This window comes from Acidovorax sp. LjRoot117 (assembly GCF_964252695.1).
Taxonomy (GTDB): Bacteria; Pseudomonadota; Gammaproteobacteria; order Burkholderiales; family Burkholderiaceae_C; genus Acidovorax.
Window position 1 is genome coordinate 617950 of record NZ_CAXUPO020000002.1, and the last position, 18730, is coordinate 636679.

General features: G+C 65.6%; 15 protein-coding genes. 12 read left to right on the forward strand and 3 right to left on the reverse strand.

Annotation, left to right across the window (positions count from 1 at the left end):
* Positions 1–11: 11 nt before the first annotated feature.
* Entirely contained in the window at positions 12–986 is a 975-nt protein-coding gene (locus ACSQ3D_RS08170) for a TRAP transporter substrate-binding protein (RefSeq protein WP_056168540.1), read from the reverse strand.
* Positions 987–1509: 523 nt separating this feature from the next.
* On the opposite strand from ACSQ3D_RS08170, the gene ACSQ3D_RS08175 reads away from it, so the two are divergent.
* The 10 genes from ACSQ3D_RS08175 (at position 1510) to ACSQ3D_RS08220 (ending at position 13685) form a co-directional block, all read left to right on the forward strand.
* Complete coding sequence (locus ACSQ3D_RS08175) at positions 1510–1968, forward strand: Lrp/AsnC family transcriptional regulator (protein ID WP_436126525.1); 459 nt, start codon at positions 1510–1512, stop codon at positions 1966–1968.
* A 119-nt stretch (positions 1969–2087) separates the two neighbouring features.
* Positions 2088–2993 carry a LysR family transcriptional regulator gene (locus ACSQ3D_RS08180; protein WP_056168545.1) on the forward strand — a complete coding sequence of 302 codons (906 nt, stop codon included), beginning with the start codon at positions 2088–2090 and terminating at the stop codon, positions 2991–2993.
* A gap of 508 nt (positions 2994–3501) precedes the next feature.
* Positions 3502–4260: a putative hydro-lyase gene (locus tag ACSQ3D_RS08185; RefSeq protein WP_056169316.1), complete on the forward strand. Its 759-nt coding sequence runs from the start codon at positions 3502–3504 to the stop codon at positions 4258–4260.
* 49 nt (positions 4261–4309) lie between these two features.
* Entirely contained in the window at positions 4310–5575 is a 1266-nt protein-coding gene (locus ACSQ3D_RS08190; RefSeq protein WP_056168547.1) for an ABC transporter substrate-binding protein, read from the forward strand.
* A 32-nt stretch (positions 5576–5607) separates the two neighbouring features.
* Complete coding sequence (locus ACSQ3D_RS08195; RefSeq protein ID WP_056168550.1) at positions 5608–6474, forward strand: branched-chain amino acid ABC transporter permease; 867 nt, start codon at positions 5608–5610, stop codon at positions 6472–6474.
* Between the two features lie 5 nt (positions 6475–6479).
* Complete coding sequence (locus ACSQ3D_RS08200; protein WP_056412736.1) at positions 6480–7502, forward strand: branched-chain amino acid ABC transporter permease; 1023 nt, start codon at positions 6480–6482, stop codon at positions 7500–7502.
* Positions 7502–8215, forward strand: a complete 714-nt coding sequence (locus ACSQ3D_RS08205) for an ABC transporter ATP-binding protein (protein ID WP_056412448.1) — start codon at positions 7502–7504, stop codon at positions 8213–8215. Before ACSQ3D_RS08200 ends, ACSQ3D_RS08205 begins: the two co-directional genes overlap by 1 nt.
* 2 nt (positions 8216–8217) lie before the next feature.
* Positions 8218–8922, forward strand: a complete 705-nt coding sequence (locus tag ACSQ3D_RS08210) for an ABC transporter ATP-binding protein (RefSeq protein WP_056412445.1) — start codon at positions 8218–8220, stop codon at positions 8920–8922.
* An 83-nt stretch (positions 8923–9005) separates the two neighbouring features.
* Positions 9006–9974, forward strand: a complete 969-nt coding sequence (locus ACSQ3D_RS08215; protein WP_436126731.1) for a TRAP transporter substrate-binding protein — start codon at positions 9006–9008, stop codon at positions 9972–9974.
* A 54-nt stretch (positions 9975–10028) separates the two neighbouring features.
* The gene (locus ACSQ3D_RS08220; RefSeq protein ID WP_056412439.1) at positions 10029–13685 is read left to right on the forward strand and encodes a hydantoinase B/oxoprolinase family protein; all 3657 of its coding nucleotides are present in this window, start codon (positions 10029–10031) and stop codon (positions 13683–13685) included.
* 87 nt (positions 13686–13772) lie between these two features.
* On the opposite strand, the gene ACSQ3D_RS08225 is transcribed toward ACSQ3D_RS08220, so the two are convergent.
* Entirely contained in the window at positions 13773–15473 is a 1701-nt protein-coding gene (locus ACSQ3D_RS08225) for an electron transfer flavoprotein-ubiquinone oxidoreductase (RefSeq protein WP_056412435.1), read from the reverse strand.
* A 139-nt stretch (positions 15474–15612) separates the two neighbouring features.
* On the opposite strand from ACSQ3D_RS08225, the gene ACSQ3D_RS08230 reads away from it, so the two are divergent.
* Together ACSQ3D_RS08230 and ACSQ3D_RS08235 are read left to right on the forward strand one after the other, a co-directional pair.
* Positions 15613–16395 carry an SDR family oxidoreductase gene (locus ACSQ3D_RS08230; protein ID WP_056168565.1) on the forward strand — a complete coding sequence of 261 codons (783 nt, stop codon included), beginning with the start codon at positions 15613–15615 and terminating at the stop codon, positions 16393–16395.
* Positions 16396–16551: 156 nt separating this feature from the next.
* The gene (locus ACSQ3D_RS08235) at positions 16552–16974 is read left to right on the forward strand and encodes an acyl-CoA thioesterase (RefSeq protein WP_056168568.1); all 423 of its coding nucleotides are present in this window, start codon (positions 16552–16554) and stop codon (positions 16972–16974) included.
* Between the two features lie 104 nt (positions 16975–17078).
* Here ACSQ3D_RS08235 and garD read toward each other — a convergent pair whose 3' ends face one another.
* A complete protein-coding gene (gene garD / locus ACSQ3D_RS08240; protein ID WP_436126526.1) occupies positions 17079–18656 on the reverse strand; it encodes a galactarate dehydratase in 1578 nt (525 codons plus the stop codon).
* Positions 18657–18730: the final 74 nt, after the last annotated feature.

Below are 18730 nucleotides of genomic sequence, written 5' to 3' on the forward strand. Positions count from 1 at the left end.
GTCTGCTCGGGTTAACGAACGTCCTGGATCTTCTTGATGTTGTCGGCCCCGAACTCCTTGGCATAGCCCACATACGCCGGCTTGAGCGCTTCGCGGAAGGCTGCGCCGTCCACCGTCTTCGTGACCTTCATGCCTTGCGATTCAAGCAGCGCGATGCCATTGTTCTCATCGTCGTTGACCTTCTTGCGCTGCGCCACCGAAGCGCTCTTGGCGGCGTCGGTGAAGACCTTCTTGTCGGCATCGTTGAGCTTGTTCCACACCTTGGGCGAGAGCAGCAGAAGCGCGGGCGAGTACACGTGGCCGGTCAGCGACAGGTGCTTTTGCACCTGCGAGAACTTGGCCGACAGGATCACCGGGATAGGGTTCTCCTGGCCGTCCACCGTGCCCTGCTGCATGGCACCGAACAGCTCGGGGAAGGCCATGGGCGTGGGCAGGATGCCGAAGGTGCGGTAGCCGTCCATGTGCACCTTGTTCTCCATGGTGCGCATCTTCAGGCCCTTGGCGTCCTCGGGCTTGACGATGTCGCGCTTGCTGTTGGTCATGTGGCGAAAGCCGTTTTCGGTCCAGGCCAGCGCGATGATGCCCTTGCTCGGGAACTTGGTCAGGATGTCCTGGCCGATGGGGCCGTCCATCACCTTGCGTGCATGGTCGTAATCGCGGAACAGGAACGGAATGTCCACGATCTTCACTTCGGGCACGAAGTTGCCCACAGGGCCGGTGGAGGTGTTCACCAGGTCCTGCGTGCCGAGCTGGATGGCCTCGATCTGCTCGCGCTCGCCGCCCAGCGCCGAGTTGGGAAAGTACTGGCACTTGTAGCGCCCCTGCGTGCCTTTTTCGACTTCATCGCAGAACACCTTGGAGCCCACGCCATAGTGCGAATCGGGCGCCGTGGCGTAGCCGATCTTGAGCGTCGTGGTCTGCGCGCCGGCCGTGGCGATCAAGCCGAACGCAAGGCCCAGGCCCGCGGCGAGAGAAGTCAGTTGCATGGTGTCTCCTGTATATGTGGTTCTTGCCGTGGTCGCCTGCGTACCTGTCGCTGGAGGCTTCGCGCAGCCAGTGCCACGGACTCAAAAATTATGGCGCTGCAACATGCCGCAGGGCATCGGGGTTTGTGCTGGTAAGCGTGCTTACTAAAGCGATGGCTTGCCGGTCGTGCGGTACCGGTTTACGGGTCGCGAGCGGGACAGGTGACGGAGGTGCTGCTGTGGAGCGCAGCATCGCCCTGGTGAGGCGACGCTGGCGTGTAGGAAAGGCTGCGTGCAGATGCCCGTTGAATCCAGGGTCTGCGGATGTGTGCAAAAGCGTGTGCCGCCGCTGCCGTCTTGCCAAGTGCCCCGGTCCGGCGGTAACCGGTCCGGGGCCCTGTCAGTTCGTGCGCTCCGGTAAGAACGCCTTGATGGATGAAGTATGCGCGGCAAGCGCCGGTAGTTCTTGCTGTTCTTTGCTTCAAAAGTTGGCTGTTGCAGAAAATCCTTTTGCATCTGCGGAGTTCAAGGAATAATCCGCAGCATGGACCGTCTAGACAGAAAAATTCTCGCTGTGCTGCAGGGCGACGCGCGCGCCAGTCTGCAGGAGATCGGGCAGGCCGTCGGCCTGAGCCCTTCGCCGTGTTGGGGCCGCATCAAGAAGATGGAAGAGGCCGGTGTCATCCAGGGCTACACCGTACGGCTCAACCCGCAGGCGCTGGGGCTGCCCGACACGGTGCTGGTGCAGGTTACGCTCGACAGCCATTCGGACAACACGCTGGAGAAGTTCGGCGAGACGCTGGCCAGCATTCCGGAAGTGATCGAAGCCCACCTAGTCTCGGGCGACTACGACTATCTGCTGCGCGTGGTGGTCAAGGACACGCGCGACTACGAGCGGTTGCTGCGCGAGAAGCTCTACAAGATCAAGGGCATACGCCACAGCCGCTCGAGCTTCGTGCTGCGCACGCTGAAAAAAGCCGACATGCCGCTCTACGTGGACTAAGGCCTAAGGCGCTGGCACGTTCGCTGCTCTGCGGGCTGGCACAGGTGCAGAATCCAGCCGCCGCATACATCGCCCGCACTGCTCACACCGTCCACACCGCCAGTACCGCGCCACACACCATGAACCTGCGTTTCGTCGAAGCCTTCTACTGGGTCGCGTCCCTGCGCAGCGTGACGCGCGCCGCCGAAAAACTGTTCCTCACCCAGTCGGCCATGTCCAGCCGCGTGGCGGCGCTGGAGGAAGAGCTGGGCGTGCTGCTGCTGGACCGCAGCGACAAGCGCTTCAAGCTCACGGTGGCGGGCACGCGGTTTCTGACCTATGCCAAGCGCATGCTGGAGCTGCAGCGCCAGCTGAAGGCAGAGATGGGGTCGGGCGGGCCGATGGAAGTCTCCATCCGACTGGGCGCGATCGAGTCGGTGCTGCACTCCTGGCTGATCCCGTGGATCGAGCAGTTGCGCAAGGACAACCCGGCGCTGGAGCTTGAACTCACCATGGAAACCACGCCCGTGCTGTTGGACCAGATCCGCCGCGGCGCGCTGGACACGGTGTTCGCGGCGCTGCCGGCGTCCGCCGAAGGCATCCGCACCCAGGCCCTGGCGCCCATGGAGATGGTGTTCGTCGGCAACAGCAAGCTGCACCGCAAGCGGCGCTACGCGCTGGCGGATTTCGCCGAGATGGACATCCTGACCTTCCAGCGCGGATCGCACCCGCACGTAACGTTGCTGGATGCGCTGCGCCAGGCCCAGGTGGAGCCGCGCCGCGTGCACACCATCTCGTCCATCTCGGCCATGGTGCAGTTGGTGCAGGGCGGCTTTGGCATCGCGACCTTGCCGCGCCACGCCGTGCAGCGGCTGCTGGCGTTTCCGGACCTGCGGGCGCTGGCCTGCGACACGGAGTTGCGGCCCTTGCCCATCCACCTGAGCTACCGCGAAGACCCGTCCACCCCGGTCGACAGCGTGGTGCGCTCGGCCATGGCGTTCCTCGAACTGCAGTCCGAACGCACCAAGGTGCGCGCCAAAACCTGAAGCCAAGCTGACGGACGGCGCGTCTCCCGCGTCGCCACGGCGGTGGCCTGCGCACTGCGCAAGCCTTTGGGGTGCGCTGCGTGGCTGCCGCGCGCACTCTCCAACGGTGTCCATCGCGTTCCAGTGCCTGCTGTTGGTGCATGCCATCGGCACGCACAAGCCCGGGCGCGGCCGGCATCGTCTGGATGGCGCGTTATCACCATCGGCCACAAAAGCCCGCCGCACGGGGCTTGCGGAGGTATCGGCCAGGGGCGCGACGGCGTGGATTTCAGAGTCCTAGGGTTTTTACTGAGCACCAAGTTGGGTGAAGTGTGCTCCAGGGTAGTGCATCGAAAAAATCGATGAAGTGAGAGAAAATTTTTGAATTTGCCAGTGCTCGCACCCCGCCAACACAATCCTCCCATCGTCATGCATTTGACATTTTTCGATGCGAGGAAACACGGTGGAACCGGAAGCAAAAAACACACTGGCAGCCTTCGGCCCTGAGGGCCACGGCGACGCAGCCCATGTGCGCGGCGTCATTCGCAAAGGGCTGTGGACCCTGCACACCAGTGGCCTGGCGCATGGCCATGTGCAGGGCAACCTCGTCATCCTGCCCGAGGCGCTGGCCGGCGACTTCCTGCGCTTTTGCCAGCGCAACCCCAAGCCCTGCCCGGTGCTGGCCGTGGGCGAGCCCGGCCAGGTGGGCCTGCCCAGCCTGGGCGAGGACATCGACATCCGCAGCGATGTGCCGATGTACCGCGTCTGGCGCCACGGCGAGCTCAAGGACGAAGTCGCCGACATCACGGACCTGTGGCGCCCCGACCTGGTGACTTTCGTGCTGGGCTGCTCATTCTCGTTCGAGCATGCGCTGCAGGAGGCCGGCATCCGCCTGCGCCACATCGACGAGAGCCGCAACGTGGCGATGTACCGCACCAACATCGCGACCGAGCCTGCCGGTCCCTTCAGCGGCGCCATGGTCGTGTCCATGCGGCCCATGCCCGCGGCCGATGTCATCCGGGCGGTCCAGGTCACCTCGCGCTTCCCCAATGTGCATGGGGCACCGGTGCACATCGGCGACCCCTCGCTCATCGGCATCAAGGACCTGGCCCGGCCCGACTACGGCGACGCGGTGGAGCTGGCCCCCGGCGACATCCCTGTCTTCTGGGCCTGTGGCGTCACCCCCCAGTCGGCCATCCTGACCGCGCAGCCTGCGTTCTGCATCACGCACGCACCCGGGGCCATGTTGGTGACCTCGTTGCTCAACCACCACCTCGCGTCTTTCTGAGTTCTTCACCCCGCGACGAATCTTTCAACCTTTCAAAGGAGTATCTGAGATGAAAAAGACCCTCTGGGCCCGTGTGGCCGCGGCTATCGGCGGTGCCTGCATGACCTTGGCCGCCCATGCGCAGCAGGAAGTCAAGATCGGCGTGATCTACCCGCTGACCGGCACCGGCGCGGCCGTGGGCGCCGAGCTGCGCAGTGCGCTGGAGCTGGCCGCCGACATCGTCAACAACGGTGCTCCCTCAGTCCCCAACCTGCCGTTCGCGGCCGGCAAGGGCCTGCCCAACCTCAAGGGCGCCAAGATCAAGCTCGTGTTCGCCGACCACCAGTCCAACCCGCAGATCGGCGCGACGGAAGCCGAGCGCCTGATCACCCAGGAAAAGGTGGTCGCCCTGATCGGTTCGTACAACAGCAACGTGACGGCCACGGCCAGCCAGGTGGCCGAACGGGCCGGCATTCCGTTCCTGAACCCCGAGTCGTCCTCGGCCTCGCTCACGCAGCGCAACTTCAAGTGGTTCTTCCGCACCACGCCGCATGACGATCTGTTCGTGCACAACGCGTTCGAGTTTTTGAAGGAGTTCGAGGCCAAGCGGGGCATCAAGCCCAAGGTGATCGCATCGCTCAACGAGAACGGCCTGTGGGGCGCCGAGACGACCAAGCTGCAGACCAAGCTGGCGACAGAGTTCGGCCAGAACATCGTCAAGCAGGTGTCCTACCCGGCCAAGACCACGCAGCTCACGTCCGAAGTGCAGACCCTGAAGGCGGCCAACCCCAACCTGGTGCTGCAGTCGTCGTACACGGCGGACGCCATCATGTCCATCAAGACGTACAAGGAACTGGGCTTCTCGCCCGACATGATCCTGGCCAACAACGCCGGGTTCACCGACACCGACTTCATAAGGACACTGGGCAAGGACGCCGACTTCATCATCACCCGCGAGACCTGGGCGCTGGACCTGGCCACGCGCAATCCGATGATCAAGGAGGTCAACGACCTCTTTCAAAAGCGCTACAAGATCAACTTCACCGGCAACAGCTCGCGCACCTTCACCGGCCTGATGGTGATGGCCGACGCGATCAACCGTGCGGGCTCCACCGAGCCCGAGGCCGTGCGCACCGCGCTCACGCAGACCAACATCCGGGCCGACGACATCATCATGCCGTGGAAGGGTGTGAAGTTCGACACCTCGGGCCAGAACACGCTGGGCCGCGGCATCCTGGTGCAGATCATCGACGGCAAGTACCACACGGTCTGGCCCTTCAACATGGCAACCCGCGAAGTGGTGTGGCCCATGCCCAAGTGGGACCAGCGCAAGTGAAGGCCCCACGGGCTGAATCCTGAAAGAAAACCATGACTGCGGAAATTCTGTTTCAGACGCTGGCCTCGGGCGTGATGATCGGGTTGATATATGCGCTGGTTGCGATCGGATTGACCATGATTTTCGGGGTCATGGACATCGTTAACTTCGCGCACGGTGAGTTCCTGATGCTGGGCATGTACTCGGCGTTCTGGATGTTCTCGCTGTACGCGCTCGACCCCCTCTATACCCTGCCGCTCACGGTCCTCATGCTGTTCGCGTTCGGTGTGCTGCTGTACCAGTTCGTGATCGTGCGCATCATCAATGCGCCCATGCTCTCGCAGATCTTCACGACCTTCGGAATCATGATCCTGCTGCGCGGCGTGGCCCAGTTCTTCTGGAAGCCCGACTTCCGCTCCATCGAGAACTCGCTGGTCAGCGGCACCGTCAAGGGCTTCGGCGTGCAGGTCGGGCAGCCCCAGCTGGTGGCGGGCATCGGGGCCATCGTCATCACCGGCCTCATCTACTTCTTCCTCAACAAGACGCGCCTGGGAGCGGCGCTGGAAGCCACCGCGTCCGACAAGGAAGCCGCGCGCCTCATGGGCATCGATTCGCACAAGATGTTTGCGCTGGCCTGGGGTGTGGCTGCTGCCTGCGCCGGCGCTGCCGGGGTGCTGCTGTCCACCTTCTTTCCCATCTTTCCGGACGTCGGCGCGAACTTCATCCTGCTGGCCTTCGTGGTGGTGAACCTGGGCGGCTTCGGCAGCATCACCGGTGCCTTCTGGGCCGGGATCCTGGTCGGCGTGATCGAGGTGATGGGGGGCCTGCTGCTCGGGCCCCAGTACAAGACCGCGGTGGTGCTGGTGCTCTTCCTCGGAGTGCTGATGTTCCGCCCGCAAGGCCTCATGGGCAAGGCGTGATCACCATGAAAAACTCAATCCTTATCGCAGCGCTGCTGCTGGCCACCCTGGCGCTGCCGTCCTTCGTGGATGCGTCGCACCTGAACATGGCTATCCTCGTGCTCATGGCCGCCCAGCTGGGCGTGGCGTGGAACATGCTCGGCGGGTACGCCGGGCAAGTGTCCCTGGGCCATGCCGCGTTCTTCGGGCTGGGGGCCTACACCTCCACGCTGCTGCTGCTCAAGTTCGGCGTCAACCCGTGGATCGGCGCGCTGATCGGCGGGGCCCTGTCGGCCTTGCTCAGCCTGGCGTTCGGCTGGTCGTGCTTTCGCTTGAAGGGCCACTATTTCGCCATGGCCACCATTGCCGTGGCCGAGCTGGTGCAGATCTTCTTCAACGAGTGGGAGTACGGCGGCGCCGCCGTGGGCCTGTACGTGCCCATGGACAAGCAGGGCTGGCTGTGGATGAACTTCGCCACCAAGCTGCCGTACTACTGGCTGGCGCTGGGCCTGCTGGTGCTGACCCTGGCCGCCAACTGGTGGGTGGAGCGCAGCTACCTGGGCTACTACTTCCGGGCCATCAAGGACGAGCCCGATGCTGCGCGGAGCGTGGGCATCAACATCGCCCGCTACAAGCAGGTGGCCCTGTCGCTGAGCGCCTTCTTTGCGGCGCTGGGGGGCAGCCTGTATGCCCAGAAGGAGCTGTTCATCGACCCGGGCTCGGTGCTGTCCACGGCGCTGTCGATCAAGATGGCCCTGGTGGCCATCCTGGGCGGGGTGGGCACGCTGTTCGGTCCGGTGGTGGGTTCCATCGTGCTCACCAGCATCGAAGAGTTCACACGCATCGTCTTCGGTGGCACGGGCCGGGGCACGGACGTGATCATCTACGCCACCATGATCATCCTGATCGCCGTGTACTACCCCATGGGGATTCTCGGATGGGTCAAGAGCTTCAAGGAGCGGCGGGCGGCCCGGGCCGACGCATCGCGCCAGGTGGCCGAGCATGCAGCCGGCGCTGCGCCCCTGCAGTCGGCAAAGGGAGAGGTCTGATGAAACTGCTCGAAGTCAAACAGGTCAGCAAGCGCTTTGGCGGGCTGACCGCCAACCAGGACGTCTCTTTCGATGTGGACAAGGGCACCGTCGTGGGGCTCATCGGTCCCAACGGCGCGGGCAAGACCACCATGTTCAACTGCGTGGCGGGCTACTTCGCGCCCACAGAGGGCAGCATCCTGCTGGGCGGTCGCAACATCGCCGGGCTGCCGCCCGAGGCCTGTGCCCGTGCCGGCGTGGGCCGCACCTTCCAGGTGGCGCGCAGCTTCACCAGCATGACGGCGTGCGAGAACGTGATGACCGGCGCCATGCTGCTGCAGCACAACGTGGCCAAGGCCCGGGCTTCGGCGATGCAGTGGCTGGCGTTCGTCAACCTGCACCGCTTTGCCGACAAGCCTGCGGGCAGCATGACCATCAGCGAGCAGCGCCGCCTGGCGGTGGCCCGTGCGCTGGCCATCGAGCCGCAGATATTGCTGATGGATGAAGTGATGGCGGGGCTGAACCCGTCCGAAGTGCGCGAGGCCGTGGACGTGGTGCTCAAGATCCGCGAGCGGGGCATCGCCTGCCTGATCGTGGAACACGTGCTCGAGGGCATCATGCCCATCGCCGACAAGATCGTGGTGCTGGACCGGGGCGTGAAGATCGCGGAGGGAACGCCGCAACAGGTCTCCAGCGACCCGCACGTCATCTCCGCCTACCTGGGAGACGAATGAAAATGCTCGACATCCAAAACCTCAAGGTCTGCTACGACGACGTGCTGGCCATCTCGGACGTGAGTCTTACCGTGGGGGCCGGCGAGATCGTGGCCCTGGTGGGCGGCAACGGCAACGGCAAGTCCACCACCTTGCGCGCAGTGGCAGGGCTCAACGCGGCTGCGGCTGGCAAGGTGTCCTTCAACGGCCAGTCCATCGGCGGGCTGCCAGCCCACAAGCGGGTGTCGCTCGGGCTATCCCTGGTGCCCGAAGGGCGCCGGCTGTTCCCGCGCCTCACGGTGCTGCGCAACCTGGAGCTTGGCGCCTTCACCCGAGGAGACAAGCACGAGGTGGCCAGCAGCATCGACGAGATGCTGGGGCTGTTCCCCATCCTCAAGGAGCGCGCGACGCAGCTCGCGGGCACCATGAGCGGTGGCGAGCAGCAGATGCTGGCCATCGCCCGCGGGCTGATGGCGCGGCCCAAGCTGCTGATGCTGGACGAACCCTCGTGGGGCATCGCGCCCAAGTTCGTGACCAAGGTGCTGGACGTGATCCAGCAGATCAACGCCAAGGGCGTCTCCATCTTGCTGGTGGAGCAGAACCTGCACAAGGCGCTGGCCATCGCACACCGCGGCTACGTCATACAGACCGGGCGCATTGCGATGGAAGGCCCGGCCCAGACGCTGCTGCACGACGAAGGCGTCAAGAAGGCGTACCTGGGCCTTTAATCCCGCGCGCCTGCGTGCCCGACCTGCCACGCCCAGCCAGCCGGTCATTTCACCTCCCAGGAGTTCCTGTGAAAGCTTTTTGGATGACCGCACTGTGTGCGGCGGGGATGGGCTGCGCCTTCGATGTGCTGGCCCAGACGCCGGTGCAATGGAAGCTGGCCACGGGCTACCGTGCCGAATCGTTCCACACGCGCAACCTGGTGCAGTTCGCGCAGGACGTCGAGGCCGCATCGTCGGGTGCGCTGCGCATCGAGGTGCACGCCAACAACACGCTGGCCAAGCTGGCCGACATTCCTGCGGCAGTGCAGGGCGGCAAGGTCCAGGCAGGCGAGACCATCATGACCAGCCTCGTGGCCGAGATGCCCATCGCAGGGGCCGACGCCGTGCCCTTCGTGGTGCACAGCTACGCCGACGCGCGGCGCATGTGGGGACTGCAGCGGCCGCTGATCGAGGGGCATTTCGCGCGCAAGGGGCTCAAGGCCCTGTACGCGGTGCCGTGGCCGCCGCAGGGGTTGTTCTCCGTGGCGCCCGTGAAGTCGTCCGCCGACTTCAAGGGCACCCGCATGCGCACCTACAACCCCGCCACCGTTCGCATTGCCGAGCTGCTGGGCGCCACGCCGGTGGACGTGCCCATGGTCGAGGTCAACAAGGCGCTGGCCGGCGGGCAGCTCGACTCCATGATCACCTCAGCCCTCACCGGCGTGGAGAACCAGGTCTGGGGCCAGATCCGCCAGTACTACGGCATCGACGCGTGGTTCCCCAAGAACATCGTGTTCGTCAACCAGCAGGCGTTCGACGCGCTGCCGCCACCCGTGCGCCAGGCCGTCACCAAGGCGGCAGCCGAGGCGGAAACCCGCGGCTGGGCGATGAGCGAGGCCATCGCGCAGGAGTCGGTCGGCGAACTGCAGCGCAAGGGCATCAAGGTGGAGCGCCCCACCGCCGAGCTCAACGCCGAACTCAAGCGGCTGGGCGAACGCTTCTCGCGGGAGTGGGTGCGATCGGTGGGCAGCGAGGCCAACCAGCTTTTCATTCCGTACTACACGCAGCGCTGAAAGGCGCTGCGGCATTCCGTTTTTCCCTTTCTCAACTGTCGGAACCATCACACCATGAATAACCTGACACCCCCCACACACACGCCCCGCTGGCAGTTCTGGATCGACCGGGGCGGCACTTTCACCGACATCGTGGCCAAGCGGCCCGATGGCTCGCTCACCACCCACAAGCTGCTGTCCGAAAACCCCGAGCAGTACAAGGACGCCGCGGTGGCGGGCATACGCCACCTGCTGGGGCTCAAGCCCGGCGAGCCGGTGACGCCTGCCCAGGTCGAGTGCGTGAAGATGGGCACCACCGTGGCCACCAATGCACTGCTGGAGCGCAAGGGCGAGCCCACGCTGCTGGTCACCACGCGCGGCTTTCGCGATGCGCTGCGCATCGCGTACCAGAACCGTCCGCGCCTGTTCGACCGCCATATCCAGTTGCCCGAGCTGCTCTACACCGAGGTGATCGAGGCCCGCGAACGCATGGGTGCGCACGGCAGCGTGATGCTGCCCCTGGACGAGCCCACGCTGCGCGGCGATTTGCTGGCAGCCTACGCGCGCGGCCTGCGCAGCGTGGCCATCGTGTTCATGCACGGCTACCGCTACGCGCAGCACGAAAAGGCGGCGCAGCGCATCGCGCGGTCGGTCGGGTTCACGCAGATCAGCACATCGCATGAAACCAGCCCCATGATGAAGTTCGTGAGCCGCGGCGACACCACGGTGGTGGATGCATACCTCTCGCCCATCCTGCGCCGCTACGTGGACCAGGTGGCCAGCGAGATGCCGGGCGTCAAGCTGTTCTTCATGCAGTCGTCCGGTGGCCTCACCGATGCGGGCACCTTCCAGGGCAAGGACGCCATACTGTCCGGCCCGGCCGGCGGCATCGTGGGCATGGCGCGCACCGCAGGGCTGGCGGGGCATGAGAAGGTCATCGGCTTCGACATGGGCGGCACGTCCACCGACGTGAGCCACTACGCCGGTGCGTTCGAGCGCGAGTTCGAAACCCATGTGGCCGGCGTGCGCATGCGCGCACCCATGATGAGCATCCATACGGTGGCAGCCGGCGGCGGGTCGGTGCTGGCGTACGACGGATCGCGGTTCCGGGTGGGCCCGGAGAGCGCGGGTGCCAACCCCGGCCCCGTCAGCTACCGCCGCGGCGGCCCGCTGGCCGTGACGGACGCGAACGTGATGGTCGGCAAGGTGCAGCCACGCTACTTCCCCAGCGTGTTCGGCCCTGCCGCCAACGAGACGCTGGATGCCGACGCGGTGCGCGCACGTTTTCAGGACATCGCCACGCAGACCCAGCGCAAGCCCGAGGAAGTGGCCGAAGGCTTCATCCAGATCGCCGTGCAGCAGATGGCCAACGCGATCAAGAAGATCAGCGTGGCGCGCGGCTACGACGTCACGCGCTACACGCTGCAGTGCTTTGGCGGCGCGGGCGGCCAGCACGCCTGCCTGGTGGCCGACGCCCTGGGCATGACGCGGGTGTTCGTGCACCCGCTGGCGGGCGTGCTCAGCGCCTACGGCATGGGCCTGGCGGACCAGAACGTGATCCGTGAGCAGGCGGTGGAGATGCCGCTCGCCACCGAGGTGCTGCCCCTGATTGCCGAGCGGCTGGACGCGCTGGGCTCTGCCGCCCAGGCCGAGCTGGAGCGCCAGCAGGTCAGCGCCAACCCCGTGCAGGTGCGCCACAACGTGCATGTGCGCTACGAGGGCACCGACTCCGCGCTGGTCGTGCCCTTCGGCGACATGGCGACCATCCAGTCCGCCTTCGAAGCGGCGTACCGCCAGCGCTTTGCCTTCCTGATGGTGGGCAAGGGCCTGGTGGTGGAGGCAGTGTCGGTCGAGGCGGTGATCGCCGGCGATGCGCCCGCCGAGCCGCGCCTGCCGGTGCACGCCCACCGCAAGCACCCGCTGCGCGAGACGGTGCAGATGTATTCGGGCAGCGAGTGGCACGACGCAGCCCTGGTGGTGCGCGAGGACCTGCGCCCCGGCGACGTGGTCCCGGGCCCCGCGATCATTGCCGAGAAGAACACCACCACCGTGGTGGAGCCCGGCTGGTCGGCGCGCCTGACCGACCTGGACCACCTGGTGCTGGACCGCGTGACCGCGCGCAAGGTCCAGTACGCCGCCGGCACCACGGTGGACCCGGTGCTGCTGGAGGTGTTCAACAACCTGTTCATGAACATCGCCGAGCAGATGGGCCTGCAGCTGCAGAACACGGCCTATTCGGTGAACATCAAGGAGCGCCTGGACTTCAGCTGCGCGTTGTTCGATGCTGCCGGCAACCTCATTGCCAACGCGCCGCACATGCCGGTGCACCTGGGTTCGATGGGCGAGAGCATCAAGACCGTGATCCGCGAGAACACCGGCAAGATGCACCCGGGCGATGTGTTCATGCTCAACGACCCCTACCACGGCGGCACCCATCTGCCCGATGTGACGGTGATCACGCCGGTCTACGTGGCCGCAGGCGCAGAGCCCACGTTCTACGTCGGCAGCCGGGGCCACCATGCGGACATTGGCGGCACCACGCCGGGCTCCATGCCGCCGTTTTCCACGCGCATCGACGAAGAGGGCGTGCAGATCAACAACGTGAAGCTGGTGGACCGCGGCATCTTCCTGGAAGAGGAGGTGCGCACGCTGCTGGCCACGGGCGGCGGCACCACCCAGTACCCCAGCCGCAACCCCCAGCAGAACCTGGCCGACCTGCGCGCGCAGATCGCGGCCAACGAAAAGGGCGTGCAGGAACTCTCCAAGATGGTGGAGCAGTTCGGCCTGCCCGTCGTGCAGGCCTACATGCGCCATGTGCAGGACAACGCCGAAGAGTCGGTGCGCCGCGTGATCACGCAGCTCAAGGACGGGCAGTTCACCCTGCCGCTCGACAACGGCGCGCAGATCAGCGTGTCGGTCAAGGTCAACGTGGCCGAGCGCAGCGCGGTGATCGACTTTGCGGGCACCAGCGCGCAGCAGACCAACAACTTCAACGCGCCGCGTGCGGTGTGCATGGCCGCGGTGCTGTACGTGTTCCGCACGCTGGTGGACGACGATATTCCGCTCAACGCCGGGTGCTTGAAGCCCTTGCAGGTCATCATCCCGCAGGGCTCCATGCTCAACCCCAACCCGCCGGCCTCGGTGGTGGCGGGCAATGTGGAGACCTCCACCTGCATCACCAACGCGCTGTTCGGCGCCCTGGGCGTGATGGCGGGCAGCCAGCCCACGATGAACAACTTCACCTTCGGCAACGCGCAGTACCAGTACTACGAAACCATTGCCGGCGGCAGCGGTGCGGGTGCGGTGTTCGATGCATCAGGCCGCGCGGTGCGCGGGTTCGACGGCACGAGCGTGGTCCAGACCCACATGACCAACTCGCGCCTCACGGACCCCGAGGTGCTGGAGTTCCGCTTCCCGGTGGTGCTCGACAGCTACGAGATCCAGCGTGGGTCAGGCGGCGCGGGGCGCTGGGCCGGTGGTGACGGCGGCGTGCGGCGCGTGCGCTTTCTGGAGGCCATGACGGCCAGCATCCTGTCCAACGGGCGGCTCAACCCCGCCTTCGGCATGGCGGGCGGCCAGCCGGGCCGCGCAGGCGCCAACCGGGTGCTGCGCGCGAACGGCCAGGTCGAGGAGCTGGGCCACATCGGCGCCGCGCAGATGGAGCCGGGCGATGTGTTCGAGATCTCCACCCCGGGCGGTGGCGGGTTCGGCGAATGCGTGGCCGCTGAGTGAACCGGGCCTGCGGGCCCGCGCCATGAAAAAGGGCCTGCATGGCAGGCCCTTTGATCTGGGTGGCTGGCGGTGTATCGCCAGCGCGGGTCACATGCCCGAGTAGTTCGGGCCGCCGCCACCTTCGGGCGTGACCCACACGATGTTCTGCGTCGGGTCCTTGATGTCGCAGGTCTTGCAGTGCACGCAGTTTTGCGCGTTGATCTGCAGGCGCTGCGCGTCGCCGCCCTTGGCCACATCGGGCACGAACTCGTACACACCCGCCGGGCAGTAGCGCGCCTCGGGGCCGGCGTACTTGGCCAGGTTGATGTTGACCGGCACGCTCGCGTCCTTGAGCGTCAGGTGGGCCGGCTGGTTCTCTTCGTGGTTGGTGTTGCTGATGAACACGCTGCTCAGGCGGTCGAACGTGAGCTTGCCATCGGGCTTGGGGTAGACGATGGGCTTGCACTCGGCCGCGGGCTTGAGGTAGGCGTGGTCGGGCTTGTCACGGTGCAGCGTCCAGGGCATGCGGCCGCGCAGTATCAGCTGCTCGAAGCCGTTCATCACCGTGGCCGTGGTCAGGCCGTACTTGAACCAGTTCTTGAAGTTGCGGTCCTTGTTCAGCTCGGTGTAGAGCCAGCTTTCCTCGAAAGCCTTGGGGTAGGCCTTGAGTTCGTCGTGCTGGCGGCCGGCCACGACGGCGTCGTACGCAGCCTCGGCGGCCAGCATGCCCGTCTTGATGGCGGCGTGGCTGCCCTTGATGCGGCCCACGTTCAGGTAGCCTGCGTTGCAGCCCACGAGTGCGCCACCCGGGAAGATGGTCTTGGGCAGGGCGTTGATGCCGCTGGCGTTGATGGCGCGCGCGCCGTAGGACAGGCGCTTGGCCGTGATCTCGCCTTTTTCGTTCTCGAAGTAGTAGCGGACGTTGGGGTGGGTTTTCCAGCGCTGGAATTCCTCGAACGGGCTGAGGTAGGGGTTCTTGTAGCCCAGCCCGGTCACGAAGCCGAGCGCGACCTTGTTGTCGTCCAGGTGGTACAGGAATGCGCCGCCGTAGGTGTCGTTCTCCATCGGCCAGCCGGCGGTGTGCATCACGAAGCCGGGCTGGTGCTTCTTGGGGTCGATCTCCCACAGTTCCTTCACGCCCAGGCCGAAGCTTTGCGGGTCGCGCCCTTCGGACAGGTGAAAGCGCTCGATCAGCTGGCGGCCCAGGTGGCCGCGTGCGCCTTCGGCGAACACGGTGTACTTGCCCAGCAGTTCCATGCCCAGCTGGAAGTTCTCGGTAGGCTCGCCGTCCTTGCCCACGCCCATGTTGCCAGTGGCCACGCCCTTGACCGAACCATTCTCGTTGTAGAGCACTTCGGCGGCGGCAAAGCCGGGGAAGATCTCCACGCCCAGGGCCTCGGCCTGCTCGGCCATCCATTTGGTCACGTCGCCCAGGCGCACGATGTAGTTGCCGTGGTTCTGCGCGAAGGGGGGCAGAAACACATTGGGCACGCGCAGGCCCGATTTTTCCGACAGGAAGATGTAGGCGTCGTCGGTGACGGGCTGCTTGAGGGGTGCGCCGCGCTTTTTCCAGTCGGGGATCAGCTCGGTCAGTGCCTTGGGGTCCATGATGGCGCCCGACAGGATGTGCGCGCCGGGCTCGGAGCCTTTTTCCAGCACCACCACCGAGACATCCTGGCCCTTTTCGGCAGCCAGCTGCTTCAGACGGATCGCGGTGGCCAGGCCGCCGGGGCCGCCACCGACGACCACCACGTCGTATTCCATCGATTCACGGGGACCATACTGGGCGATGATTTCTTCGTTTGTCATGGGCTTCTCGTCGGGCGTTTGATAATGGATATTTTGAACAGAACAGGATGCAATGCCCTGTCTGGCTGGCGACTGATTGTATTCATGGAATAGCGACAATCGAACGACCGTTCTATTTTGTTGAGTGGAGAGACTCTAAATGGCTTACAGCATCGACTTGTCCGGCCGGGTGGCCTTCATCACCGGCGCCTCCAGCGGCCTGGGCGCACAGTTTGCCCGCACGCTGGCCCGCGCCGGCGCCGGGGTGGTGCTGGCCAGCCGCCGGGTGGAAAAGCTCAAGGAGCTGCGCGCGCGCATCGAAGGCGAGGGCGGTGACGCCCACGTGATCGAGCTCGATGTGACCGACCATGACTCCATCAAGTCTGCCGTCGCGCATGCCGAGACCGAGATGGGCTCCATCGACATCCTGGTCAACAACTCGGGCGTGAGCACCACGCAGCGCCTGCAGGACGTGACGCCCGAGGACTACGACTTCATCTTCGACACCAACGTGAAGGGTGCATTCTTCGTGGCGCAGGAGGTCGGCAAGCGCATGTTGGCCCGCTCGCGCGGTGCTGCGCCAGGCAGCTTCACGGGTGGGCGCATCATCAACATCGCCTCGATGGCGGGCCTCAAGGTGCTGCCGCAGATCGGCGCCTACTGCATGAGCAAGGCCGCCGTGGTGCAGATGACCCGCGCCATGGCCATGGAATGGGGCAAGTTCGGCATCAACACCAACGCGATCTGCCCCGGCTACATCGACACCGAGATCAACCACCACCACTGGGACACCGAGCAGGGCAAGAAGCTCATCGCCATGCTCCCCCGCAAACGCGTGGGCAGCCCGCAGGACCTGGATGCCTTGCTGGTCATGCTGGCCAGCGACCAGAGCCATTTCATCAACGGCGCCGTCATCGCCGCTGACGACGGCTTCGCTGTATAGGAAGCCCCCGGAACAGGAAGCCGCCCTGAGGCGCTGCGCGCCATCCCCCGAGGGGGGACGCCACCGGTGGCCTGGCGGAGCCAGTTCCACGGTGGCACTGGCATGGGGCAGCGCCAGTTTCACAGACCTGGGCGGTACCACCAAACTGGACTATCGATGAAGATTGAAATTCCTGAAGCCAAGAAGCTGGTCTACGAGATGCGTTTTCCTGTGCGCTGGGGCGACATGGATGCGATGGGCCATGTCAACAACACGGTGTACTTCAGGTACCTGGAGACGGCGCGCATCGACTGGCTGGTGTCGGTGGGCTGCAACCCCGACCCGCAGGGCCAGGGGCCGGTCATCGTCAATGCGTTCTGCAACTTCTACCGGCAGCTGGAGTACCCGGCCGATGTGCTGCTCAAGCTCTACGTGAGCGACCCGGGCCGCACCACTTTCGAGACCTGGGGCACCATGGAGCGCGTGGACCAGCCGGGCGTGGTGTGCGCGGCAGGCGGTGCCACCACCATCTGGGTGGACTTTCCGCGGCAGAAGGCCACGGACCTGCCCGACTGGATGCGGGCGCTCGTCAGTGCCTGATGGGGTAGTGAAAATTCGAGCGAAATAGTGCTCTACCGCGCACTGGTAAAGCGCCAGAAGCTATTGAAATAGTAGCATTCCGCTGGGGCTCAGCTCAGATCAGCTCAAGTCACCGGCGCCGGGTTGAACAGCACCAGCGCATTGCGCAGCTTCCAGTGTTCGGCCCAGGTCTTCTTGCGGCCGCTGGCTACCTCCAGCATGAGGTGGAACATCTCCCAGCCCACGTCTTCGATGGTCTTCTCGCCGGTGGCGATGGTGCCGGCGTTGATGTCCATCAGGTCGTGCCAGCGGCGTGCCAGGTCGTCGCGCGTGGCGACCTTGATGACGGGCACCTCGGCCAGGCCGTAGGGCGTGCCGCGGCCGGTGGTGAAGACGTGCAGGTTCATGCCCGCTGCCACCTGCAGCGTGCCGCAGATGAAGTCGCTGGCGGGCGTGGCGGCGTAGATCAGGCCCTTTTGTTGGAGTTTCTCGCCCGGGGAGATCACGCCCGTGATGGGCGAGCTGCCTGACTTGACGATGGAGCCCATGGCCTTTTCCACGATGTTGGACAGGCCGCCCTTCTTGTTGCCGGGCGTGGTGTTGGCGCTGCGGTCCACCCGGCCGCGCTGCAGGTAGGCGTCGTACCAGGCCATCTCGCGGATCATGGCGTCGGCCACCTCGGGGGTCGATGCGCGCGCGGTGAGCTGGTCGATGCCGTCGCGCACCTCGGTCACTTCGCTGAACATCACCGTGGCGCCCGCGCGCACCAGCAGGTCGGTGCAAAAGCCCACGGCCGGGTTGGCGGTGACGCCGCTGAAGGCGTCGCTGCCGCCGCACTGCACGCCCACGACGAGCTCACTGACGGGCACGGTTTCGCGGCGGCGCTGGTTCAGGCGCTGCAGGTGCCGCTCGGCCTGGCGCATCACCGAATCGACCATGGACATGAAGCCCACATGCGCCTCGTCCTGCAGGCAGACCACGTCCAGCGGGGTTGGTGCCTGCGTGCGTTCGTCCACCAGCGGGATGGAGCCGGGGGGCAGCAGGCGCTCGGGTTGCAGCTTCTCGCAGCCCAGGCTCACCACCATCACTTCGCCGCCGAAGTTGGGGTTCAGGCTGATGTTGCGCAGCGTGCGAATGGGGATCACGGCATCGGGCGCGTCGATGGCCACGCCGCAGCCGTAGGTGTGGGCCAGGGCGACCACGTCGTCCACTTTCGGGTACTTCGGCAGCAGCTCGGCTTTGATGCGCTGCACCGCGAACTCGGTCACGCCGGCCACGCACTGCACGGTCTCGGTGATGGCCAGGATGTTGCGCGTGCCCACCGAGCCGTCTGCGTTGCGGTAGCCCTCGAAGGTGTAGCCCGTGAGCGGCGGTAGTGCAGCCGGCTTCACGGTGGCGATGGGCAGGCCGTCGAGCGAGCGCGCATCGGGCATGTCCAGCAGCTTTTCATGCACCCAGCTGCCGGCCGGGATGGCACGGATGGCATAGCCGATGGGCACGTTGTAGCGCCGCACCACGCCGCCTTGGGGGATGTCCTGGAGCGCCACCTTGTGCGCCTGGGGCACGGCATCCACCAGCGTCACGCCCGCAGGCAGGGTGGTGCCGGCCGGCAGGCCACCGTCGTTGGCGACGATCGCGACGTTGTCGGCCTCGTGCATCTGGATGCACAGAGGAGGGCGCAAGGGAGTGGTTCTGGCGTTCATGGGGCTGGCTCCTGGGCACGCAGGGCGTGCCGTGTGTTCGATGCGCTGGCGGGTGGTGGTGGCGGGATGGGGCA